Consider the following 21,102-nt stretch of genomic DNA (forward strand, 5'->3'; position numbering starts at 1 on the left):
GCCTGGAACACTGGGTGGCATGACCCGCCTCATCCTCGCCACCCGTAACAACGGCAAGATCGTCGAACTCCGCTCCATCCTCGCCGACGCCGGCCTGCCCCACGAGCTGGTCGGCGCCGACGCGTATCCGGAGGTCCCGGACGTCCGTGAGACCGGCGTGACGTTCGCCGAGAACGCCCTCCTCAAGGCCCACGCCCTCGCCAGGGCGACCGGGCTGCCCGCCGTCGCCGACGACTCCGGCCTCTGCGTCGACGTCCTCGGCGGCGCGCCCGGCATCTTCTCGGCCCGCTGGGCCGGCAAGCACGGCGACGACAAGGCCAACCTGGACCTGCTGCTGGCCCAGCTCGGTGACATCGACGACGACGTCCATCGCGGGGCCCACTTCGCGTGCGCGGCGGCGCTCGCCCTGCCGGACGGGACGGAGCGGGTGGTCGAGGGCCAGTTGCGCGGTGTGCTGCGGCACGCGCCCGCGGGGTCGGGGGGCTTCGGATACGACCCGATCCTTCAGGTCGAGGGGGACACCCGCACCGCGGCGGAGCTGTCGGCGGACGAGAAGAACGCGATTTCCCACCGGGGGAAGGCGTTTCGGGCGTTGGTGCCGGTGGTGCGGGACCTGTTGGGCTGAGCCGTTCCTGGGCCTCGGGGTTGATTCCGCGGCACCGGCGTTGCGCCTGGGGTCTGATTCTGCGGCAGCGGCGTTGCGCCTGGGGTCTGATTCTGCGGCGCCGGCGTTGCGGTCTCGGGGCTCCGCCCCGGACCCCGCGCCTCAAACGCCGGCGGGGCTTGAACGACCTACCCGCACCGCTCGGGCCAGGTACCCCGCTGCCTGGCCCGTTGCCCCGCCCATCTCCCACCCACCCGCCCCCTCCGGGGGCTCGGCCCCCGTGGGCAGGGTCCGCGCGGCGGGCAACATCAAGCCCCTGCGGCGATTGAGCAGCGGGGTCCGGGGCGGAGCCCCGAATCCTTTGAGGGCCTGCCGGCGATTGAGACGCGAGGTCCGGGGCTGGAGCCCTGAATCTTTTGAAGCCCCGTCGGCGATTGAGACGCGGGGTCCGGGGCGGAGCCCCGAAGCGGTGCGGCCGACCGCAACGGTTGCGGAACCCCGCGGGGCCGACGCCCCCGGAGGGGGCGGGTGGGTGGGAGATGGGCGGCGGCCGGAAACGACACAGCCGCCCCGCGGCGCGGTAGGCGCCGCCCCCGCCTCAGCAACCCCCACCCCGCCTCGGGTGGCTCTCAGCCTCACCCCGCCCCCGGCAGTCCTGGCCCCACCCCGCCTCCGGTGGCTCTCAGCCCCACCCCGTCCCAGCAAACCCCGGCCGACCTCCCCCGCCCCCGGCAGCCCTCAGCCCCCGCCCCGCCCCAGGTCCGAGCAGCGCCCACCCCGCCCCAGCAAACCCCGGCCGACCTCCCCCACCCCCGGCAGCCCTCAGCCCCACCCCGCCCCCGGCCCGAGCAGCGCTCACCCGTCCCCCCGCTCCAAGCGACCGCGCCGCCGCGCCTCCTTCAGGCGGCGTTTCTCCGCCCGCGTCACCTTGCGTTCCACGCCGACCCCGCCCCAGAAGGCGAAACCGGTGATCACCACGCGCGGCGCGCCCACCTCGCCCGGTACCCCCTCCTCGCTGTGGTCGAAGCCGCCCATGATGCCGATGCCGCGCACCACGACCTCCACGCCCGGCGGCACGATCACGTTCACCCCGCCCATGACCGCCACGCAGTTGATCACGACCTCGCGCGCCTCGAAGTCCGCCTCGCGCAGATCGATCTCGCCGCCGCCCCAGAACGTGAAGCAGTTGAACCGCCGCGGCGCCGTCCACCGCCCCTTGCGCTGGAACCCGGACATGATCCCGACGCCCCACGTGGAACTCGCCTCGCCCCGGATCCGCGCCGACCAGTCGACGGCCCCCTCCGGCAGCGGCTCCTTCACGAAACTCACGGCCCCCGAAGCCCCCGACCCGACCGGCAGGTCCTTCGTGAGCGGCGCCAACTCCCCGTACGTACGCGCCTGATACGCCGCGTCGAGCCGCTCGCCGAACTCCTCCATGTCGAGCCGCCCCTCCGCGAGCGCGTCCCGCAGCCGCTCGGCGACCAGCTCTCGGTCGGCATCGGACGCGCGCAGTTCGGGGGTGGCAGCGGAGGGCCTCGGGAGGCCGGATTCGTCCGTCATGAGTGTCAGCGTACGAACGTCGGCGTCACGGCGCTACGGACGTGTCCCGCGCATACATCCGCGCGATCACCGCCTCGATGTCCGGCTCGCGCACCGACAGATCGACCAGCGGATACCGCTCCGCGATCCCCGCCACGAGCGGCGCCGCCGACTGCCCGGCCGGGAACGCCAGCCACTGCCGCACCCCCTCCACCTTCACCACCCGCGCGAACTCCACGTCCAGCGGCGGCAGTTCACGCTCCAGGTCGACGACGAGCGTGCGCTCCGCCGCCGCGCCGCCCGTCGCGTGCAGGCCGTCCAGCTCGCCGTCGTACATGAGCTTCCCGTGGTCGATGACCATCACGCGGCGGCACAGCTGCTCGATGTCGGTCAGGTCGTGCGTCGTGAGGAGGACCGTCGTGCCGCGCTCGGCGTTCAAGTCCCGGAGGAATCCGCGTACTTTGACCTTCGACACCACATCCAGGCCGATCGTCGGCTCGTCCAGGTACAGCACCTCGGGGTCGTGCAGCAGCGCCGCCGCGATGTCCCCGCGCATCCGCTGCCCGAGCGACAGCTGCCGTACCGGCGTCTCCAACAGGTCGCCCAGTTCGAGGAGTTCGACGCAGCGAGCCAGGTTCTCCTCGTAGCGGCGCTCCTCGACCCGGTACATCCGGCGCATCAGGCGGTACGAGTCGATCAGCGGCAGGTCCCACCACAGCGTCGTCCGCTGCCCGAACACCACGCCCATCCGGCTCGCCAGGCGCGCCCGCTCCCTCGACGGGTCGATGCCCGCGACCCGGAGCCGGCCCCCGCTCGGGGTGAGGATGCCCGTCAGCATCTTGATCGTCGTCGACTTGCCCGCCCCGTTCGGCCCGATGTAGCCGACCATCTCGCCGCGCCGCACGCTGAAGCTCAGCGAGTCCACGGCCCGCACCTCGCGCCGCTCCCGCCGCATGAAGCCCGTCTTGCGCCGTACGTCGAAGACCTTCTCGACCTCGTCGAGCCGGATGAACTCGTCCCCCATGGGCCCCATTTCCAACGTCAACTCCCTGTGCTGCGGTACGTACGAAGCGCCGCCCGCCAGGCGAGCAGCGCGAGGGCCAGACACGCGGCCGCCACCAGCGGCGGCGCGAACGCCACCCACCGCGGCAGGTCGAGCGGATAGGGGCGGCCCAGGATGTACAGGCCGGGCAGCCAGTTCACGAAGGCCAGGGGGAGGACGAAGGTGACGCCGCGCAGCAGCGAGTCGCCGAAGACCGTTGGCGGATAGCTGAGCATCGCGTTGCCGCCGAACGTCGCCGCGTTCTGCACCTCGGAGGCGTCCTGCGCCACGATCTGGAAGGCCGCGCCCGCGATGAACACGGCCGTGAAGATGGCGCCGCCGCTGACCACCAGGGCCGGGACGAGCAGCACCTTCAGCGGCGTCCACGTCACGTCGATCGCCGTCAGGCTCCACCCGAGGACCACCACGCCCTGCGTCACCCGCCCCAGCCTGCGCAGCGCGAACCGGTCCGCCGCGACCTGCGCGAGCACCGGCGCCGGCCGCACCATGAACGTGTCGAGCGTGCCGTCCCGCACCCGCTGCCCGAGCCGCCCCACCGAGCCGAACGCCAGGTCCGCGAGGCCGAAGGACGTGCCCGCCGCCCCGTACAGGAAGGCGATCTCGGGCAGCCCGTACCCGCCGAGCCGGTCGACCTGCGAGAACATCAGCAGGATCCCGACGAACTCCAGGCCGGTCACCGCGAAGTTCCCGAAGACCGTCATCAGGAACGACGCCCGGTACGTCATCGTGGACCGGATCCACATCCCGCCCACAAGCCGGTACGTCCGCGCCGCCTCGGCAAGGACCGTGCCCCGCTCAGCCACCCTGAAGCACCACCCTCCGTGTCGCGGCGGACTGGAGCAGCCGCCCCGCGCCGAGCAGCACCACCGCCCACACCCCCTGGAACAGCAGCGCGCCCGCCACGCCCCGCTCGCCGAGCAGCACATCCGCCGGCACCTGGAGGAGCGCCGACCAGGGCAGCGCGCGGGCGAACTCGCCGAAGGCGCCCGGGAACACGTTCAGCGGCAGCAGCATCCCCGAGAGGAACGTCGACACGAGCCCCGACATCTGCACGATCCCACTGCCGTCGAGCAGCCAGAACGCGGACAGCGCCACCAGATAGCGGATCGCGAAGCTCACCGTCGCCCCCGCGAGCAGCGTCAGCAGGAACGCCGCCCATCTCAACGGGTCCGTGGGCAGCGCCAGTCGGAAGATCAGCGACCCCACCGCCATCGGCACGACCCCGCGCCCCAGGAACTGGAACGCGGCCCGGCCCAGGTCCTGCGCCAGCCACCAGCACTGAAGATCCACCGGCCGGTACAGGTCGACGGCGATGTCCCCGCTGCGGATCCGCTCCATCAGATCGGTCTCGAAGCCGCCGCCGATCTGGAGCACCATCACCGCGAACATCGCCTGCCCGACCCACACGAACGTCAGCGCCTGCGCCTGGTCGTACCCGCCGAGGTGCGGCCGCTCGTCCCACAGCGCGATATAGGTGCAGGCGATGATCAGGCCGAACACGGTGTTCGTGAAGACCCCGGCGAGCGTCGCCCCGCGATAGGTGGCGTACCTGCGGAAACCCCCGGCCGCGACAGTCGCGTACAGCCGCACTGCTCCCACCAGTCCAGTCCCCCTCGCGAAATGGGCCGAAGCGCAGGAGCCTAGTCAGAGTGCGCGTCGCCTGCCACGGATTTTCCGTGCGGTGTAGCAGTCTTAGAGGTCTTATGTGCCATACGAGGCGTACGTGACGTACGAGGCGGATCAGGAGTTCCACAGGACATGAGCAGCGACGAGCCGGAGCGGCCCCAGCAGCCCGAGCAGCCTGAGCAGCCGACGGAGCCCCAGGAACCGGCAGCGCACGACGCGGGCGCCACGCCCGCCGCCACCGGCAAGGCCAAACGCCCGGGGCGCACCGGCTGGCGGCGCCTGATCCCCACGTGGCGGATGGTGCTCGGCGGCGTCATCGGCTTCGTCCTGCTGTGCATCGGCCTGTTCGCACTCGGCTACTTCCTCGTGGACATCCCGGCCGCCAACTCCGCGGCCACCGCCCAGAGCAACGTCTATCTGTACGCCGACGGCAGCCAGATCGCCCGCGACGGCGAGGTCAACCGGGAGAACGTGAGCCTCACTCAGATCCCCAAATCGGTGCAGCACGCGGTGCTCGCCGCCGAGGACCGCGACTTCTACTCCGAATCCGCCGTCGACCCGCAGGCCATGCTGCGCGCCGCCTGGTACACGCTCACCGGCAAGGGCAAACAGTCCGGCTCGACCATCACCCAGCAGTACGTGAAGAACTACTACCTCGGCCAGGAGCAGACCGTCTCCCGGAAGGTGAAGGAGTTCTTCATCTCCATCAAGCTCGACCGCGAGAAGTCCAAGGACGACATCCTCGAGGGCTACCTCAACACCAGCTACTTCGGGCGCAACGCGTACGGCATCCAGGCCGCCGCCCAGGCCTACTACGGCGAGGACGTCCAGGACCTGTCGGCGGCCCAGGGCGCCTACCTCGCCGCCCTGGTGAACGCCCCCAGCGCGTACGACGTGGCCGCCCACCCCGAGAACAAGGACGCCGCCACCGCCCGCTGGAACTACGTGCTCGACGGCATGGTCAAGGAGGGCTGGCTCGACGCCTCCGACCGCGAGAACATGAAGTTCCCCGCCCCCGACCAGGCCAAGGCGCCCTCCGGCCTCTCCGGCCAGCGCGGGTACCTCGTGCAGGCCGTGAAGGACTACATCACCGACAACAAGATCCTCGACGAGGACACCCTCGCCGGCGGCGGCTACCGCATCACCACCACGCTCCAGAAGAAGAAACAGAACGCCTTCCAGAAGGCGGTCGACGACCAGCTGATGTCGAAGCTCGACAAGAAGGCCCGGGACATCGACAAGAACGTCCGCGCGGGCGGCGCCGCCATCGACCCCTCCAACGGCAAGGTGCGCGCCATGTACGGCGGCGTCGACTACACCAAGCAGTACGTCAACAACGCCACCCGCCGCGACTACCAGGTCGGCTCCACCTTCAAGCCGTTCGTGTTCACGTCCGCCGTCGAGAACGCCTCGACCACGCAGGACGGCCGCCGCATCACCCCCAGCACCATCTACGACGGCACCAACAAGCGCCCCGTACAGGGCTGGGACGGCGGCCACTACGCACCCGCCAACGAGGACGACCGCTCCTACGGCAACATCACCGTCTCCACCGCCACCGACAAGTCCGTCAACGCCGTGTACGCGCAGATGGCCGTCGACGTCGGCTCCGACAAGGTCAAACGGACCGCCCTCGACCTCGGCATCCCCTCGGACACCCCGGACCTGACGGCCTCCCCGTCGATCGCCCTCGGCCCGTCCACCGCCTCCGTCCTCGACATGACCGAGGCCTACGCGACGCTCGCCAACCACGGCGAACACGGCAGGTACACGCTGCTCGACTCGATCACCAAGAACGGCGAGGACATCACCCTCCCCAAGAAGGAGACCCGGCAGGCCGTCCCCCGCCAGGCCGCCGACACCACCACGTCGATCCTCAAGTCGGTCGTCGACGGCGGCACCGGCACCGCCGCCAAGGCCGCGGGCCGCCCCGCCGCCGGCAAGACCGGCACAGCCGAGGAGGACAAGGCGGCCTGGTTCGCCGGCTACACCCCCGACCTCGCCACCGTCGTCTCCGTGATGGGCCAGGACCCGGTCTCCGGCACCCAGACCCCGCTGTACGGGGCGACGGGCCTCCCCCGGATCAACGGCGGCGGATACCCGGCGCAGATCTGGGCCCAGTTCACCCAGGCCGCCCTGTCCGGCACCCCGGCGAGCGACTTCGACCTGGACCTCCAGAGCGGCGCCGAACAGGAACCGCTGCCCTCGGCCCCGGAGTCCCCCTCGGACACGGCGACCGAGTCCCCCTCGGACACCGCCTCCGCGACCCCCTCGGACGAGGAGACCCCGTCCGAGGAACCGTCCAGCGAGACGCCCCCGTCCGAGGAACCGACGGGCGGCGAGGAACCGACCGATTCCCCCAGCCCCGGCGACACGGACGTGAACCCCCTGGGCGCCCTGAGGTCGCCCTGACCTCCACGACCGCGAGACGCGGCAACGCATGGAAAAGGGCTGGTGACCACGGTCACCAGCCCTGACGTGCACAGTCGGTCGGCTACAGGTACAGGCCCGTCGAATCCTCGGAACCCTCGAACCGGTCGGCCGCCACCGCGTGCAGATCCCGCTCGCGCATCAGCACGTACGGGACACCCCGCACCTCGACCTCCGCCCGGTCCTCCGGATCGAACAGCACCCGGTCACCCGGCTCCACGGCCCGCACGTTCTGCCCGACCGCGACGACCTCGGCCCAGGCAAGCCGCTTGCCGACGGCCGCCGTCGCGGGAATCAGAATGCCGCCGCCACTGCGCCGCTCGCCCTCGGAGGAGTCCTGCCGCACGAGCACACGGTCGTGCAGCATGCGGATGGGCAGCTTGTCGTCATGGCGGGTGCTGTGCTTATCGGGATTGGCGCTCACGCCGACGAACTTACCTGCCCCACGCGCACTTGTACGCCGCCGGGTCGGCCCTTCGTCCGCCATCCGGGAACCGGCGGGACACCGTCAAGGCCGCCCCGCGGTCAGCGCTTGCGGCGCCGCGAACCCACCACGAGCAGCCCCGTCACGCCCACCACGACGAGCGCGAGCGGCACGACCCGCTCCAGACGAGGCGCGCCCTCCTCGGAGACCAGCTGCCCCTTCACCTCGGAGACCAGCCGGTTCGCCCCGACATAGGCCCGCCCAAGAGTGTGGTCCACCTTCGAGGCGACCTTGGCCTTCGCGTCACCGACGATCGTCTTCGGGTGCACCCGGATCCCGATCTCGTCGAGCGTCTCGGCCAGGGTGTCGCGGCGGCGCTTGATGTCCGCCTCGATCTGAGCCGGGGTTCGCGTATCCGGGGTATCCGGCGTGCTGGACATGTGCGACACCGCGCTGCCTCCAAGGTCGCTGCTCTCACTGCGTATGAGTAATGGACAGTCTGTCAGCTCGCCGCCCGCCCCACCCCCCGGCACCCCCATTACGCTCAACCGAGTCCACTTGCGAAGACCACGTGTCACGACGCCCCAGGAGGCCCCCATGAGCGAGCGACTTCAGCCCGGCGACACCGCGCCCGCCTTCACCCTGCCCGACGCCGACGGCAACGAGGTCTCCCTCGCCGACCACAAGGGCCGCAAGACGATCGTCTACTTCTACCCCGCTGCGCTTACCCCCGGCTGCACCAAGCAGGCCTGCGACTTCACCGACAACCTCGACGTCCTCGCCGAGGCCGGCTACGACGTCATCGGCGTGTCCCCCGACAAGCCGGAGAAGCTCGCCAAGTTCCGCGAGAAGGAAAACCTCAAGGTCACCCTGGTGGGCGACCCCGAGAAGAAGGTCCTCGAGGCCTACGGCGCCTTCGGCGAGAAGAAGCTCTACGGCAAGGTCGTCACCGGAGTGATCCGCTCAACGGTGGTCGTCGACGAGGAAGGAAAGGTCGAGCGCGCCTTCTACAACGTGAAGGCGACCGGCCACGTAGCGAAGATCATCAAGGATCTCGGCATCTGAGAATCCCCGCACCTTCCGGACCAATTCCGCGTGCGGAACTTCGGTCATTGACGGAGGTTAGGGACGAAAGGTTGTGACGAAAGTCCCGATCGCCTGGGACTTTCGTTTGCAACCAACGACCGTGAGCAGGTGGAACCTGGAAGCGCTTTGCAGTCAGAGAAGGGATCCACCCCATGACCACCGACACCGAGGAAGGGCTGGTGCCCGACCCGGAGGCGGTCAAGCGTCACCGCGCCTTGTTCCGCGCCGTCAAGCGGCGCAAGAACCCGCCGCTGCGCCGCACCGACATCACCGTCACCGACGACACCGCTGTGAAGCGCGCGGTAAAGGCGGCGTCGCTCGGTAATGCCATGGAGTGGTTCGACTTCGGCATCTACTCCTACCTCGCCGTCACCATCGGCCACGTCTTCTTCCCCTCCGGGAACGACACGGTCCAGCTGATCTCGTCGTTCGCGACCTTCGCGGTCTCGTTCCTCGTACGCCCGATCGGCGGCATGGTCTTCGGCCCCATGGGTGACAAGGTCGGCCGCAAGAAGGTCCTCGCGCTGACGATGATCCTCATGGCCATCGGCACCTTCGCGATCGGCCTGATCCCGTCCTACGCGACGATCGGCTTCTGGGCCCCGGTCCTGCTGATCCTCTTCCGCCTCGTCCAGGGCTTCTCCACCGGCGGCGAGTACGGCGGCGCCTCCACCTTCATCGCCGAGTACGCCCCCGACAAGAAGCGCGGATTCTTCGGCAGCTTCCTCGAGTTCGGCACCCTCGCCGGCTACGTCGGCGCGGCCGGACTCGTCACGATCCTCACCTCCGTCCTCGGCAGCGACGGCATGGAGTCCTGGGGCTGGCGCATCCCGTTCCTGGTGGCGGGCCCCATCGGCCTGGTCGGCCTCTACCTCCGGCTCCGCCTCGACGAGACCCCCGCCTTCCAGAAGCTGGAGGACGAGTCCTCGCACCGCGCGACCGACGCCGCCTCCTCCGTGGAGACCACGGCCAAGGGCGACCTCGCGAAGATCTTCCGCGACTACTGGCCCACGCTGATCCTCTGCATCTGCCTCGTCGGCGCGTACAACATCACCGACTACATGCTCCTCTCGTACATGCCGACCTACCTGTCGGACGAGATGGGCTACTCGGAGACGCACGGCCTGCTGATCCTGATCGTCACCATGATCGTCCTCATGTGTCTGATCAACCAGGTCGGCAAGCTCTCCGACCGCTTCGGCCGCAAGCCGCTCCTGATGGCCGGCATGATCGGCTTCTTCGTCCTCTCGGTCCCGTCCTTCCTCCTGGTCAAGAACGGCGCCCTGTGGGCGGTCTCGCTCGGCATGCTGCTGCTCGGCCTCTCCCTGGTCTGCCTCCTCGGCACCATGTCGGCGGCGCTCCCGGCGCTCTTCCCGACCCAGGTCCGCTACGGCTCCCTCTCGGTCGGCTACAACCTCTCGGCCTCGATCTTCGGCGGCACGACCCCCCTGGTCATCACCGCCCTGATCGGCCTCACCGGCTCCGACATGATGCCCGCGTACTACTCGATGGCCGCGGCCCTCGTCGGCGTCATCGCGGTCGCCTGCATGAAGGAGACCGCCAAGCAGCCCCTGGCCGGCTCCCCGCCCTCGGTGGAGACGGACGAGGAGGCCGCGGAAATGGTCGAATCCCAGGCCCCGACACCGAAGTTCTGACACCCCTCCCTTGTTCCTTGTGTGGGCGGGCCACACCCCCCATATGTGGCCCGCCCACACAGTTCGGACCGTTCCGCATTCCGTGCGTGACGGTCCGATTTTCATTTCGTTTCCCTGTACGAGGCCGCGAACGCGCGGCCGAAAAGGGGAGGGCGCACATGACGGGGCAGCGGTACACACGGGACCTGCTGGAGGCGGCGGCCCGAAGCGCGGGGACGTGGGACGAGGCGGTTCGGTATTGCGGGGGTGAGCCGACGGCGGGCCGCCGGGCCTACCTCCAGAAACGGATGGCCGAGGAGGGTATCGACACGTCGCACTTTCCTCGGTACTGGTCACGGCACACGGAGGAGACACTCCGAGCGGTGGTCGCGGAGGCCAGCAGTTTCAAGGACGTCGTGCGCCGCCTGGGCGTCAACGCTGTGGGCGGCAACCAGGCTCACATCAGTCGGCGGATCGCGGCGCTCGGCATCGACACCTCGCACTTCGTACGACCCGAGCAGCGGCCCAAGGGGGCCCTCGGCAACCCGCTGGTCCTTCGGTCGCCGGCGGACGGCCGTGTTCCGGGGCGCCGTCTCCGGCGAGGGCTGCTGCAGCTCGGCATCCCCGAGCAATGCGCGATGTGCGGGACGGGCACGGAGTGGAACAACCGGCCCCTGCGGCTGGAGGTCGACCACATCAACGGTCAGTGGTGGGACAACCGCCGCGAGAACCTGCGCCTGCTGTGCCCCAACTGCCACTCCGTGACCGACACCTACCGCGGCCGGAAGGAGGCGTCGGCGTGAGCAAGTACCCACGGGAACTCCTGGAGAAGACCGCGGCGGCCTCCTCCAGCCTGGTCGATCTCATGCGACGCGTCGACGCGCCCATGGGCAGCAAGCCACGCAGGTATCTGCGCATGCGGCTCGCCCACTACGGCATCGACACGTCTCACTTCCAGGACGAACCGCTGCCTGAACGGCCGAAGCGGTCGTACTCCAAAGAAGTTCTGACCGAAGCGGCGGCGCGTTCCACCAGCATCCGCGGGATGTTCCTCGTGATGGGCATTCCGCCAGAAGACGGCCCGTACGAGCACGTGAAGCGGCGGCTCAAGCTGTTCGGTGTCGACACCAGTCATTTCGTGCCGCCACGATCTGGCATCGGCAGCGGTCTCTTCCCCGAGGAGGAAATCACGCGAGCCGTCGCCGCTTCCCATGGCCTGGCGGACCTGATGCGTCGCCTTGGGCTGCCGCCGTTCAACGGGGCCGCCCGCGCCAAGGCGCGTCGAAGTATCGACGAGTACGGTCTCTCGACCGAGCACTTCACGGGGCAGGGGCACTACGTCGGCGTTCCCTCACCAACGCGTATGACGGCCCAGGAGATCCTTGTGCGCCGGCCGGCAGGCTCGTCGCGGACTCGGACGGCCCTGCTGCGTAGAGCTCTCGACGAAGTCGGAGTTCCGCACGGCTGTGCCGAGTGCGGCCTGGGTGATGCGTGGCAGGGGAAGCGGCTGGTCCTTGAGATCGACCACATCAACGGGGACAGGCTCGACAACCGCCGGGACAACCTCCGCTACCTCTGTCCCTCATGCCACAGCCAGACCGAATCCTTCTCGAACCGCGAACGCCTCACCCAGTAGAGTGGCCCGAACGGGTCCGTACCCCAGCTGGCCAAGAGGGCGCCGGTTTAGGTCCGGTGTGTCGTGGGTTCGAGTCCCACCGGGCCCACGAAACGAAGGGCGCTCCCATCCGGGAGCGCCCTTCGTCGTGCGTGGCCGGTCTCAGCCGGTACCGGCTACAGCTCCGCCCCCGTCGACCCCCGCAGCGACGACAGGTCAAGGGCCTCCGCCATCTTGCGGTAGCCCGCGTCGCTGGGGTGGAGGTGGTCGCCGGAGTCGTACTGGTCCAGGAGGCGGCGCGGGTTGTACGGGTCGCGCAGGGCGCGGTCGAAGTCGACGTAGCTGTCGAAGACCTTGCCGGCGCGGATCTGCGCGTTCACGGACTGGCGGACCGCCTCGAGGTTCGGGCGGTAGCCGGGGTGGCCCTGGAACGGCATCAGCGTCGCGCCGACGACCCGCAGGCCGCGCGTGTGCGACTGGCGCACCATTTCCTTCAGGCCCTCGACGATCTTCGTGGGGTCGGTCTGCTGCGGCGTGCGCAGGATGTCGTTGATGCCGAGGTCGATGATGACGGCGCGGACGCCGGAGCGGCTGAGCGCGTCCCGCTCGAAGCGGGACAGGCCGCTCGGGTTGTTGGCGGGGCGGCCGAAGCCGTCGGCCAGTATCCGGTTGCCGCTGATGCCCTGGTTGACGACGCCGTAGCGCGGGGCGTCCGACTCGGTGCGCAGCCGCTCGGCGAGTATGTCCGTCCACCGGCGGTTGGCGCCCATGGTGGAGGTGATGCCGTCGGTGAGGGAGTCGCCGATGACGACGACGGTGCCCTGTGCCTCGTTGCTGAGCACGTCGAGGGCGCTGAGGTAGCGCCAGTACGGGCTCTGCTGGTTGTAGAGCGTGCCGCTGGGGTCCTCGGTGCGGTCGCCGCGGGCGACGTACGACATCTGGCGGGCCTGCGGGTGGTACGTGACCGGGCCCGAGGGCGTCGGCGAGTACGTGGTGACCAGGATGTCGGAGTCGCTCGGCACGGTGATCCGCAGCGCGTCGCTGACGGCCTGCTGGCCGGGCTGGATGACGACCGAGGAGTTCCCGGAGAACGTCAGGCGCCGCATCGTGTCGGACAGGGCCGTCGGGTTGTTGGGGGCCGAGGCCACGGCGATCGAGGCGTGCGTGATGCGCAGGGGCGACTGCCCGTACAGGTTCGAGAGGGTGATGCGTGCCGCGTTGCCGCCGACGCTGGTGTGCACGATGTTGCGGATGGAGTGGCCGTAGAAGCCGTTCGTCTCCGTGCCGGGTTCGCCGCCTGCGGGGGAGGCGGACCAGCTGCCGGCCCAGGTGCCGGTGGAGGCGGGGGCGGCGGAGCTGCGCGGGTGTGCGCCGCCCGCCTCTATGTTGTCGTCGCCGCCCAGGACTCCGGAGAAGCCCACGTAAATGGCGGCAGAGATCATCACGACGACCGCTACGAGCGCGGTCAACAAGGCATAACCGTGACGCTTGGTCATGCGGTGTGTGTCTCCTCGGGCAGGGGGAGCCCGAGGCTCCGGTGTGATGAATCCATGATGCGTCATGGGGCGGGCTGGGGCCGACACTGCCCCCCTCCGGACAGGTAGACGCCGGGAACCTTTGGTTCGTTCCGGGAGTAGGTCAGGAAGGGACAATGTGTGAGGCGAATGACAGTCGAGTCGAAGTCGACGAGTCGGGCCGATGACCGATGCGGAGTGGGCTGAGTGGACGGCGACGTGAAGCGCGGGGCTCAGGGGGCCGATGGGGCGTCCCGGGGTGCGTCCCAGGGGGAGTCTCCGGGGGCGTACGACACAGCGGACAAAGCAGTTGAAGCGGCCGAAGCGGACACCGGGAAGTCTTCCCGTGTCACATCGGGCCAATCCAGGCCCTCCCGGCCCTCCCGCCGCTTCGTCGCGGAGTTCACCGCGGCGGACGAGGAGAAGCGGCGCGGCGTGCGCCGGATGAAGCTGACGGCGACCGGGCTGCTCGTCTTCGTGGCGCTGGTCTACGTACTGGCGACGTGGGCGGAGCACGCGGGCGCGGGCGCCTGGACGGGGTATGTCGCGGCGGCCGCGGAGGCCGGCATGGTCGGTGCGCTGGCCGACTGGTTCGCGGTCACGGCCCTGTTCCGGCACCCGCTGGGCATCCCGATCCCGCACACGGCGATCATCCCGAAGAAGAAGGACCAGCTGGGTGTCTCGCTCGGCGAGTTCGTGGGCGAGAACTTCCTGTCCGGCACGGTCGTGCGGGACCGGTTGCGCTCCGTCGGCATCGCCAGCCGCCTGGGTTCGTGGCTCGCGGAGCCGGAGCACGCCGATCGGGTGACGGCGGAGGCGGCGACGGCGCTGCGGGGCGCCCTGACGGTGCTGCGCGACTCCGACGTGCAGGCGATCGTCGGCGAGGCCATCACGCGCCGCGCGGACAACGCGGAGATCGCGCCGGGTCTCGGCAAGATGCTGGAGAAGGTGGTGGCGGACGGCGGTCACAAGCGGATCGTCGACCTGGTGTGCGCCCGCGCCCATGACTGGCTGGTGCTGCACTCCGACTCGGTGATGGACGCGGTGGAGGGCGGTGCCCCCGGCTGGACGCCTCGTTTCGTCGACAAGCGGGTGGGCGAGCGCGTCTACAAGGAGCTGCTGCGCTTCGTGACGGAGATGCGCGACATGCCGGACCACCCGGCGCGTGGCGCGCTCGACCGTTTCCTGGGCGACTTCGCGGGCGATCTCCAGTCGGACTCCGACACGCGGGACCGTGTGGAGCGTCTGAAGTCGGAGATCCTGGGCCGTTCCGAGGTGCAGGACATCATCGCCTCGGCCTGGTCGGCGGTGCGCCAGATGATCGTCGCGGCGGCCGAGGACGAGCGCAGCGAGCTGCGGCTCCGGGCGCGGGCCTCGCTGCTGTCGCTGGGCCGCCGGATGGCGACGGAGCCGGACGTCCGCTCGAAGGTGGACGGTTGGGTGGAGGGCGCGGCGGTGTATGTCGTGACGACGTACCGCGCGGAGATCACGTCGTTGATCACGGACACGGTCGCGGGCTGGGACGCCGAGCACACGACCCGCAAGATCGAGGCGCACATCGGCCGCGACCTTCAGTTCATCCGGATCAACGGCACGGTGGTGGGTTCGCTGGCGGGCCTGCTGATCTTCACGGTGTCGCGGGCGCTGGGGGCGTAACCCGAATTCAGCCCCTCCGGCGTTTGAGGAGCGGGGTCCGGGGCGGAGCCCCGCGGGCGTAACCCCTGGTGGGCTGGGGACTCGGACGCCCCATTCCCTCAACGAGGAGGGGCCGATGTCCCGAGAGCAGCACCGGAACCACTCCACCCCCCGAACCGGCGGGGCCACCGTCACCACGGCCGTCCCCGCCCGCCTCGACCGCCTCCCGTGGTCCCGCTGGCACTGGATGGTGGTGATCGGCCTCGGCACCGTCTGGATCCTCGACGGTCTCGAAGTCACGATCGTCGGCAATGTCGCCGGCCGGCTGTCCGAGTCCGGCAGTGGCTTGCCGATCTCGTCCGCGCAGGTCACCGGCGTCGCTGCCGCTCTGTACGTGGCGGGCGCCTGTGTCGGCGCGCTGTTCTTCGGCTGGCTGACCGACCGTTTCGGCCGCAAGAAGCTCTTCCTGGTGACGTTGGCGGTCTACCTCGTGGCGACGGCCCTCACGGCCCTCTCCTTCTCCTCCTGGTGGTTCTTCCTCTTCCGTTTCCTCACCGGGTTCGGCATCGGCGGTGAGTACGCGGCCATCAACTCGGCCATCGACGAGCTGATCCCGTCGAGCTTCCGCGGTCGCGTGGACCTGATCATCAACGGCAGCTTCTGGCTCGGCGCGATCGGCGGCTCGCTGCTCTCGATCGTCGCGCTCGACACGGACCTGTTCGCGATGAACGTCGGCTGGCGGCTCGCCTTCGGCCTCGGTGTCGTCCTGGGTCTGGTCGTTCTGCTCGTGCGGCGCAACGTTCCCGAGAGTCCGCGCTGGCTGTTCATCCACGGCAGGGCGCGGGAGGCGGAATCGCTGGTGACGGACGTGGAGAAACGTGTGCGCGCCGAGCGGGGCGGCGCCGAACTCCCGCCGCCCGCCGGGGAGATCACCATCCACCAGCGCAAGAGCATCGGTTTCGTGGAGATCGCCCGTACGGTCTTCCGCTCGTATCCGCGCCGCACCACGCTCGGCCTCGCGCTCTTCATCGGCCAGGCGTTCCTGTACAACGCGATCACGTTCGGCTTCGGCGTGATCCTCACCAAGTTCTTCGATGTGCCGACCGGTTCGACGGGTTACTACTTCGCGGTCATCGCGGCCGGCAACTTCCTGGGTCCGCTGCTGCTCGGCAAGCTCTTCGACACGGTCGGGCGCCGGGTGATGATCTCGTCGACGTACCTCCTGTCGGGGCTGCTGCTGTTCGGTACGGCCTGGCTGTTCGACCGAGGTTCGCTGACCGCGACGACGCTCACGGCCTGCTGGTGCGTGGTCCTGTTCTTCGCGTCGGCCGGCGCCTCCAGCGCGTACCTCACGGTCTCCGAGATCTTCCCGATGGAGACGCGCGCGATGGCGATCGCCTTCTTCTATGCGGTCGGTACGGCGGCCGGCGGTATCAGCGGGCCGCTGCTGTTCGCGGGCCTCACCGAGTCCGGCAAGGTCGCCGACACGGTCCTCGCCTTCCAGATCGGTGCCTCGCTGATGTGCGTGGCGGGCCTGGTGGCCGCGGTGTTCGCGGTGCGGGCGGAGCGGCGGTCCTTGGAGGACATCGCCCGACCGCTGTCGGCGGCGCGGCCGCGGGAGGGAGCGACCGTCTGATCAGTGGAGCCGGGCGTGCGGGGGGCGGGCCATGAACACGTCGACCGGGTCCTCTCTCTCGACGGCGAATCCGTGCCGTTCGTAGAGGCGGCGGGCCGGGCTGCCTTGGAGGACGTTCAGGCGGACCGGGGCGCGCTCCCGGTCGCACCGTTCCAGGAGTTCGCCGAGGACGGCGCCGCCGAGGCCCCGGCCGTGCAGTTCCGGGGCCAGGAAGAAGTGCTCCAGCCAGTAGGCGGCGCCGTCCGGGCGCAGCGCCACGCACCCGGCGAAGGCCCCGGCGACCTCGATCACCCAGGCGTACGCGGGCTCGTACGCGTCGCGGAACCGCTGCCGCACCCGTTGCGGGTCGTACCGGCCGAGCCGTTCGAGGTCGGGTCGCATCACGACGGCCCGCAGCTCGACGATCGGTTCGACGTCGGCGGGCGTGGCCGCCCGCAGCGTCCAGTCGGCCATGGCGTACCCCCGGGCGCTCGTGCGGGTCGTCCCGCCTGGTCAGCAATGATCGGGAGCGTAGGCCTGTCCGGAAGGGGCCGTTCGGCCGGGGTCGGCGGAAGCGTCCCCGGCGGACGGGCCCCGCCGAGAGGCGGTCGTCACGCACGGCTCCCCGCGCCCGATGACGAGCGCCCCCAGCGCCGCCACCGCGCACAGCACCCCCGCCCCCACCCACACCATGTCGTACGACCCGAAGACGTCCCGTACCGCGCCCCCGACGTACGCCACCGACCCGGCGCCCACCTGGTGCGCGGCGCTCACCCAGCCGAAGACGTAGGGGGCGGCGGAGCCGAAGTGGGCGCGGGCGAGCGCGATGGTCGGCGGCACGGTCGCGACGTCGAGCAGCCCGAAGGCGACGGTGAACGCGACGAGCGGCGGATTCACGCTCGCGCTCAGCAGCAGGGGAAGCGCGAGGAGGGACAGTCCCCGCAGCGCGTAGTACGCGGCGAGCAGCCGCCGCGGGTCCATCCGGTCGGTCGCCCATCCGGACGCGACGGTCCCGGCGACGTTGAAGATCCCGATGAGGGAGAGGAGCGAGGCGGCGACGGTCGTCGGCATCCCATGGTCGTGCGCGGCGGGCGCGAAGTGGGTCCACATGACGCCGTTCGTGGAGGCGCCGCAGACGGCGAAGGTGGCGGTGAGCAGCCAAAAGGCCCCTCTGCGCAGGAAGTTGACGTGTGGCGACGAGACCGTCTTCGTACGCGGAGCGGCGCGCGGGTCCCGTACGGCTGCGTACACGAGCGGCAGCGCGCCCGCGGCGGCGAGGGCGAGCCCGTACGCGGCGGCCCGCCACCCCCACCCGTCGATCACCCACGACAGCAACGGCAGGAACACGAACTGCCCCACCACGCTGGCCGCCGTGAGCAGCCCGGCGACGAGCCCGCGTCGCGCCACGAACCACCGCTCGGTGACGGTCGCGGCGAAGGTGGTCGCGGTGGCCCCGGTCCCGATGCCGACGAACACGCCCCAGTAGAGGGCGAATTGCCAGGGTGCGGTCATGGTGGTGGCGAGCAGCGCCCCGACGCCGACGAGCCCCAGCGCGCCCGTGGCGACCCGCCGCATGCCGATCCGGCCCATGAGGGCGGCGGCGAACGGCGCGGTGGCCCCGTACACGACCATGTTCACCAGCGAGCCGAACCCGACGGCCGACCGCGACCACCCCAGCTCCTCGTGCAACGGCCCGACGAGCAGTCCGGCCAGCGTGCTGAAGGCTCCGGCGACGACGATGGCGAGGGCGGCACCGGCGGCGACGATCCACTTTCTGTCCATGCCTACGACCCTGCGCCGGGAGGGCGGGTCGGCACGACTGGCCAGACGGTCACGGTATGAAAGAATCTGGCCATGCGTACTCGGCGTGCACAGAGCGGCGGCCCGACCTCGGTGGCGGTCCTCGTACGGGACGGCGTCCTGCCCATGGAGCTGGGCCTGATCCACCAGCTCTTCGGCACGGCCCGCAACCCCTCCACCGGGGAACGCCTCTACAAGGTGACGACGTGCGCGCCCCGCCCCGGCCGCATCCGCACGGACGCCGATTTCCCGATCTACGCGGAGCACGGCCTGGAGGCGGTGGCGGCGGCGGACACGGTGCTGGTGCCCGCCTCGCACGAGCTGGACGAAAAGCTCGAACCGGACGGTCTGGAAGCCGAGTTGGCGGCCGCGCTGACGGCGGCCCGCGACCGCGGCCGCGTGGCGTCGATCTGCACGGGCTCCTTCGTCCTGGCGGCGGCGGGCCTGCTGGAGGACCGCCGGGCGACGACGCACTGGATGTCCTCGGCCCACTTCGCCCGCACGTTCCCGTCGGTGACGGTCGACGCGGACGTCCTCTACGTCGACGAGGGGCGGGTGCTGACCTCGGCGGGCGAGGCGGCGGGCATCGACCTGTGCCTGCACATGATCCGCGAGGACCACGGCGCGGCGGTGGCGACGGAACTGGCGCGCCGCACCGTCGTGCCCCCGCACCGGGAGGGCGGCCAGGCGCAGTACATCCAGCGGCCGGTGCCGCTGGAAGAGGCGGGCGGCCCGTCGTCGACGTCCCGCTCGCGGGAGTGGGCGCTGGGACGACTGGCGGACCCGCTGACCCTGGCACAGCTGGCGGCCCGCGACGCCATGTCGATCCGCACGTACAACCGCCGCTTCCGCGAGGAGACGGGCGTCACGCCGATGACCTGGCTCAACCGCCAACGGGTCGACCGCGCACGGGAATTGCTGGAACAGACGGACCACACGGTGGACCGCGTGGCGGCGGAGACGGGCTTCGGCTCCGGAACCTCGCTGCGCCAGCACTTCCAGGCGGTGCTGGGAGTGTCGCCGGGGGCGTACAGGGCTACGTTCCGGGGACGATGAGCGACATGCCGACCGACGAAGCGCACATCCGCAGGGCAGTCCCGAACGTGCAGGTGCCGGGGGAGGAGGCGATGGCGGCCAACCGTGACTTCTACGGGGCGCTCGGCTTCCGCGAGGCCATGCTGCGCTCTCTTGGGGATGACCCCCAGGCCCCCGTGGCCTGGATCATGACCCTGGTCTCACCCTCCGACCCCACGGTGCAGATCCAGTTCTTGACGCGCGAGGCCACGGCCCCGGTGGTGCCGGACATCAGCGTGGAGGTGGGCGACGTCGACGCCGTGTACGCGGCGATGCGCGCGGCGGGCGCCGAGATCGTCCACGACCTGCGGGACGAGGAGTGGGGCGTGCGCCGCTTCTTCGTACGGGACCCGCAGGGGAAAGTGGTGAACGTCCTGACGCACACCCGTCAGACGTGAGCTCCGCCGGCCTTGCGGTCCACGAGGACGTACGAGGCGGCGGCGACGGCCCCCGCGACCCCGAAGACGGCGGGCCAGGCGCCCACCTTCTTGGCCAGTGGGTGCGACCCGGCGAACGCGGCGACGTACGCGCCCGCCAGCGCCCCCGCGACCTTCCCGCCCCGCGTCTTCGTCCACTGCGTCGCGGCGGCGGCCCCGGCCACGGCGAGCACGGCCCCGCCCAGCTGCCGCTTCTTGGTGAACCGGGCGGTGGCGTAGCCCCCGACGAGTCCGGCGGCGGCTATCGGGGCGGTGGGGAGGGCGCGGGCCATGGGGTGAACCTCCTGCGTAGTGGTGTCCGGAAGCGGCTTCCGGTGGGCGGGCCGGGACCCGTGGGTGGGCCATGGCCCGTGGGTGGGCCGGTCCCGCCCATTTGTGAGGTTACGCCCTGGGTCCGTCAGGCGAACTGGCCGGGCTGGTAGGACCCGGCGGGCATCTGGACCATGACGTTCATGCGGTTGTAGACGTTGATGATCGCGATCAGCGAGACGAGGGCGGTGAGCTGCTCCTCGTCGTAGTGCTTCGCGGCGTTCGCCCACACCTCGTCCGGGACGCCGCCGGCGGCGTCGGCGATCCGGGTGCCCTGCTCGGTCAGCTCGAGCGCGGCGCGCTCGGCGTCGGTGAACACGGTGGCCTCGCGCCAGGCGGCGATCAGGTTGAGCCGCTGCTGGGTCTCCCCGGCGTGTGCGGCGTCCTTGGTGTGCATGTCGGTGCAGAACCCGCACCCGTTGATCTGGCTGGCCCGGATCTTCACGAGCTCCTGGGTGACGGCGGGGAGGGTGGAGTCGGCGACGACCTTCCCTGCGGAGTTGAGGTGCTTGATGACCTTGCCGGCGATGGGGCTGGTGAAGGGGTTGAGGCGGGCTTCCATGGTGGGCTCCTCGGGTTCGCCCTGCGCGGGCCTTGTTGATGGCTACGTAGATGTGACGGAGCCGGGAGCGGGAGTGTGACACCCCTGAATGTGATCTGGGTCTCACGCCTCGCCGGGACTGTGACGCGAAATGAC

Annotated in this window: 21 protein-coding genes and 1 tRNA gene; 11 read left to right on the forward strand and 11 right to left on the reverse strand. The window is 70.4% G+C overall.

Annotated elements, in window-relative coordinates:
- The first annotated feature begins 19 nt into the window (after window positions 1–19).
- A complete protein-coding gene (rdgB, locus tag ACNYS0_RS25405) occupies window positions 20–625 on the forward strand; it encodes an RdgB/HAM1 family non-canonical purine NTP pyrophosphatase (protein ID WP_422476769.1) in 606 nt (201 codons plus the stop codon).
- Between the two features lie 834 nt (window positions 626–1,459).
- On the opposite strand, the gene ACNYS0_RS25410 is transcribed toward rdgB, so the two are convergent.
- The 4 genes from ACNYS0_RS25410 to ACNYS0_RS25425 are packed head-to-tail and all read right to left on the reverse strand — an operon-like array spanning window position 1,460 to window position 4,805.
- On the reverse strand, window positions 1,460–2,164 hold the full coding sequence (locus ACNYS0_RS25410) for a DUF1707 SHOCT-like domain-containing protein (protein ID WP_422476770.1): 705 nt from the start codon (window positions 2,162–2,164) through the stop codon (window positions 1,460–1,462).
- A 25-nt stretch (window positions 2,165–2,189) separates the two neighbouring features.
- On the reverse strand, window positions 2,190–3,176 hold the full coding sequence (locus ACNYS0_RS25415) for an ABC transporter ATP-binding protein (protein WP_422476771.1): 987 nt from the start codon (window positions 3,174–3,176) through the stop codon (window positions 2,190–2,192).
- 8 nt (window positions 3,177–3,184) lie between these two features.
- The gene (locus ACNYS0_RS25420; protein WP_422482774.1) at window positions 3,185–3,949 is read right to left on the reverse strand and encodes an ABC transporter permease; all 765 of its coding nucleotides are present in this window, start codon (window positions 3,947–3,949) and stop codon (window positions 3,185–3,187) included.
- A gap of 52 nt (window positions 3,950–4,001) precedes the next feature.
- The gene (locus ACNYS0_RS25425; protein WP_422476772.1) at window positions 4,002–4,805 is read right to left on the reverse strand and encodes an ABC transporter permease; all 804 of its coding nucleotides are present in this window, start codon (window positions 4,803–4,805) and stop codon (window positions 4,002–4,004) included.
- Window positions 4,806–4,964: 159 nt separating this feature from the next.
- Between ACNYS0_RS25425 and ACNYS0_RS25430 the strand changes: the two genes are divergently transcribed.
- Window positions 4,965–7,244, forward strand: a complete 2,280-nt coding sequence (locus ACNYS0_RS25430; protein WP_422476773.1) for a transglycosylase domain-containing protein — start codon at window positions 4,965–4,967, stop codon at window positions 7,242–7,244.
- Window positions 7,245–7,326: 82 nt separating this feature from the next.
- Here the strand turns inward: ACNYS0_RS25430 and ACNYS0_RS25435 are convergent, their stop codons facing one another.
- Both ACNYS0_RS25435 and ACNYS0_RS25440 read right to left on the reverse strand, forming a co-directional pair.
- Complete coding sequence (locus ACNYS0_RS25435; protein ID WP_422482775.1) at window positions 7,327–7,629, reverse strand: GroES family chaperonin; 303 nt, start codon at window positions 7,627–7,629, stop codon at window positions 7,327–7,329.
- Window positions 7,630–7,787: 158 nt separating this feature from the next.
- On the reverse strand, window positions 7,788–8,126 hold the full coding sequence (locus ACNYS0_RS25440; RefSeq protein WP_422407552.1) for a DUF3618 domain-containing protein: 339 nt from the start codon (window positions 8,124–8,126) through the stop codon (window positions 7,788–7,790).
- A gap of 157 nt (window positions 8,127–8,283) precedes the next feature.
- On the opposite strand from ACNYS0_RS25440, the gene bcp reads away from it, so the two are divergent.
- The 5 genes from bcp to ACNYS0_RS25465 all read left to right on the forward strand — a co-directional run bounded on the left by bcp (window position 8,284) and on the right by ACNYS0_RS25465 (window position 12,130).
- Window positions 8,284–8,751, forward strand: coding sequence for a thioredoxin-dependent thiol peroxidase (gene bcp, locus ACNYS0_RS25445; RefSeq protein ID WP_327655519.1), 468 nt, complete (start codon window positions 8,284–8,286; stop codon window positions 8,749–8,751).
- Window positions 8,752–8,924: 173 nt separating this feature from the next.
- On the forward strand, window positions 8,925–10,427 hold the full coding sequence (gene proP, locus ACNYS0_RS25450) for a glycine betaine/L-proline transporter ProP (protein WP_422476774.1): 1,503 nt from the start codon (window positions 8,925–8,927) through the stop codon (window positions 10,425–10,427).
- 158 nt (window positions 10,428–10,585) lie between these two features.
- A complete protein-coding gene (locus ACNYS0_RS25455; RefSeq protein ID WP_422476775.1) occupies window positions 10,586–11,209 on the forward strand; it encodes an HNH endonuclease signature motif containing protein in 624 nt (207 codons plus the stop codon).
- Window positions 11,206–12,042 carry an HNH endonuclease gene (locus ACNYS0_RS25460; protein ID WP_422476776.1) on the forward strand — a complete coding sequence of 279 codons (837 nt, stop codon included), beginning with the start codon at window positions 11,206–11,208 and terminating at the stop codon, window positions 12,040–12,042. The genes ACNYS0_RS25455 and ACNYS0_RS25460 overlap by 4 nt, the downstream gene beginning before the upstream one ends.
- Before the next feature lie 12 nt (window positions 12,043–12,054).
- A tRNA-Leu gene (locus ACNYS0_RS25465) sits at window positions 12,055–12,130 on the forward strand.
- A 67-nt stretch (window positions 12,131–12,197) separates the two neighbouring features.
- On the opposite strand, the gene ACNYS0_RS25470 is transcribed toward ACNYS0_RS25465, so the two are convergent.
- Complete coding sequence (locus ACNYS0_RS25470) at window positions 12,198–13,517, reverse strand: SGNH/GDSL hydrolase family protein (protein WP_422476777.1); 1,320 nt, start codon at window positions 13,515–13,517, stop codon at window positions 12,198–12,200.
- Between the two features lie 225 nt (window positions 13,518–13,742).
- Between ACNYS0_RS25470 and ACNYS0_RS25475 the strand changes: the two genes are divergently transcribed.
- The gene (locus ACNYS0_RS25475; protein WP_422476778.1) at window positions 13,743–15,191 is read left to right on the forward strand and encodes a DUF445 domain-containing protein; all 1,449 of its coding nucleotides are present in this window, start codon (window positions 13,743–13,745) and stop codon (window positions 15,189–15,191) included.
- 115 nt (window positions 15,192–15,306) lie between these two features.
- Entirely contained in the window at window positions 15,307–16,806 is a 1,500-nt protein-coding gene (locus ACNYS0_RS25480; protein ID WP_422476779.1) for an MFS transporter, read from the forward strand.
- On the opposite strand, the gene ACNYS0_RS25485 is transcribed toward ACNYS0_RS25480, so the two are convergent.
- Both ACNYS0_RS25485 and ACNYS0_RS25490 read right to left on the reverse strand, forming a co-directional pair.
- Window positions 16,807–17,259, reverse strand: coding sequence for a GNAT family N-acetyltransferase (locus tag ACNYS0_RS25485; RefSeq protein ID WP_422476780.1), 453 nt, complete (start codon window positions 17,257–17,259; stop codon window positions 16,807–16,809).
- Window positions 17,260–17,298: 39 nt separating this feature from the next.
- Window positions 17,299–18,567 carry an MFS transporter gene (locus ACNYS0_RS25490; protein ID WP_422476781.1) on the reverse strand — a complete coding sequence of 423 codons (1,269 nt, stop codon included), beginning with the start codon at window positions 18,565–18,567 and terminating at the stop codon, window positions 17,299–17,301.
- Window positions 18,568–18,639: 72 nt separating this feature from the next.
- On the opposite strand from ACNYS0_RS25490, the gene ACNYS0_RS25495 reads away from it, so the two are divergent.
- Both ACNYS0_RS25495 and ACNYS0_RS25500 read left to right on the forward strand, forming a co-directional pair.
- A complete protein-coding gene (locus tag ACNYS0_RS25495; protein ID WP_422476782.1) occupies window positions 18,640–19,641 on the forward strand; it encodes a GlxA family transcriptional regulator in 1,002 nt (333 codons plus the stop codon).
- Window positions 19,642–19,646: 5 nt separating this feature from the next.
- Entirely contained in the window at window positions 19,647–20,057 is a 411-nt protein-coding gene (locus ACNYS0_RS25500) for a VOC family protein (protein WP_422476783.1), read from the forward strand.
- Here the strand turns inward: ACNYS0_RS25500 and ACNYS0_RS25505 are convergent.
- Together ACNYS0_RS25505 and ACNYS0_RS25510 are read right to left on the reverse strand one after the other, a co-directional pair.
- Window positions 20,048–20,368, reverse strand: coding sequence for a hypothetical protein (locus ACNYS0_RS25505; protein ID WP_422476784.1), 321 nt, complete (start codon window positions 20,366–20,368; stop codon window positions 20,048–20,050). The genes ACNYS0_RS25500 and ACNYS0_RS25505 overlap by 10 nt on opposite strands.
- 125 nt (window positions 20,369–20,493) lie before the next feature.
- A complete protein-coding gene (locus ACNYS0_RS25510) occupies window positions 20,494–20,967 on the reverse strand; it encodes a carboxymuconolactone decarboxylase family protein (RefSeq protein ID WP_422476785.1) in 474 nt (157 codons plus the stop codon).
- Window positions 20,968–21,102: the final 135 nt, after the last annotated feature.

Origin of the sequence: Streptomyces anthophorae, assembly GCF_049310305.1 — a bacterium.
Lineage (GTDB): Bacteria > Actinomycetota > Actinomycetes > Streptomycetales > Streptomycetaceae > Streptomyces.

Coding starts and splice junctions, on each gene's coding strand:
- ACNYS0_RS25470 (WP_422476777.1), bottom strand. CDS start 13,517: ATGACCAAGCGTCACGGTTATGCCTTGTTGACCGCGCTCGTAGCGGTC.
- rdgB (WP_422476769.1), top strand. CDS start 20: ATGACCCGCCTCATCCTCGCCACCCGTAACAACGGCAAGATCGTCGAA.
- ACNYS0_RS25495 (WP_422476782.1), top strand. CDS start 18,640: ATGCGTACTCGGCGTGCACAGAGCGGCGGCCCGACCTCGGTGGCGGTC.
- ACNYS0_RS25510 (WP_422476785.1), bottom strand. CDS start 20,967: ATGGAAGCCCGCCTCAACCCCTTCACCAGCCCCATCGCCGGCAAGGTC.
- ACNYS0_RS25435 (WP_422482775.1), bottom strand. CDS start 7,629: ATGCTGCACGACCGTGTGCTCGTGCGGCAGGACTCCTCCGAGGGCGAG.
- ACNYS0_RS25490 (WP_422476781.1), bottom strand. CDS start 18,567: ATGGACAGAAAGTGGATCGTCGCCGCCGGTGCCGCCCTCGCCATCGTC.
- ACNYS0_RS25410 (WP_422476770.1), bottom strand. CDS start 2,164: ATGACGGACGAATCCGGCCTCCCGAGGCCCTCCGCTGCCACCCCCGAA.
- bcp (WP_327655519.1), top strand. CDS start 8,284: ATGAGCGAGCGACTTCAGCCCGGCGACACCGCGCCCGCCTTCACCCTG.
- ACNYS0_RS25440 (WP_422407552.1), bottom strand. CDS start 8,126: ATGTCCAGCACGCCGGATACCCCGGATACGCGAACCCCGGCTCAGATC.
- ACNYS0_RS25430 (WP_422476773.1), top strand. CDS start 4,965: ATGAGCAGCGACGAGCCGGAGCGGCCCCAGCAGCCCGAGCAGCCTGAG.
- ACNYS0_RS25480 (WP_422476779.1), top strand. CDS start 15,307: ATGTCCCGAGAGCAGCACCGGAACCACTCCACCCCCCGAACCGGCGGG.
- ACNYS0_RS25420 (WP_422482774.1), bottom strand. CDS start 3,949: ATGTGGATCCGGTCCACGATGACGTACCGGGCGTCGTTCCTGATGACG.
- ACNYS0_RS25455 (WP_422476775.1), top strand. CDS start 10,586: ATGACGGGGCAGCGGTACACACGGGACCTGCTGGAGGCGGCGGCCCGA.
- proP (WP_422476774.1), top strand. CDS start 8,925: ATGACCACCGACACCGAGGAAGGGCTGGTGCCCGACCCGGAGGCGGTC.
- ACNYS0_RS25485 (WP_422476780.1), bottom strand. CDS start 17,259: ATGGCCGACTGGACGCTGCGGGCGGCCACGCCCGCCGACGTCGAACCG.
- ACNYS0_RS25415 (WP_422476771.1), bottom strand. CDS start 3,176: ATGGGGCCCATGGGGGACGAGTTCATCCGGCTCGACGAGGTCGAGAAG.
- ACNYS0_RS25500 (WP_422476783.1), top strand. CDS start 19,647: ATGCCGACCGACGAAGCGCACATCCGCAGGGCAGTCCCGAACGTGCAG.
- ACNYS0_RS25505 (WP_422476784.1), bottom strand. CDS start 20,368: ATGGCCCGCGCCCTCCCCACCGCCCCGATAGCCGCCGCCGGACTCGTC.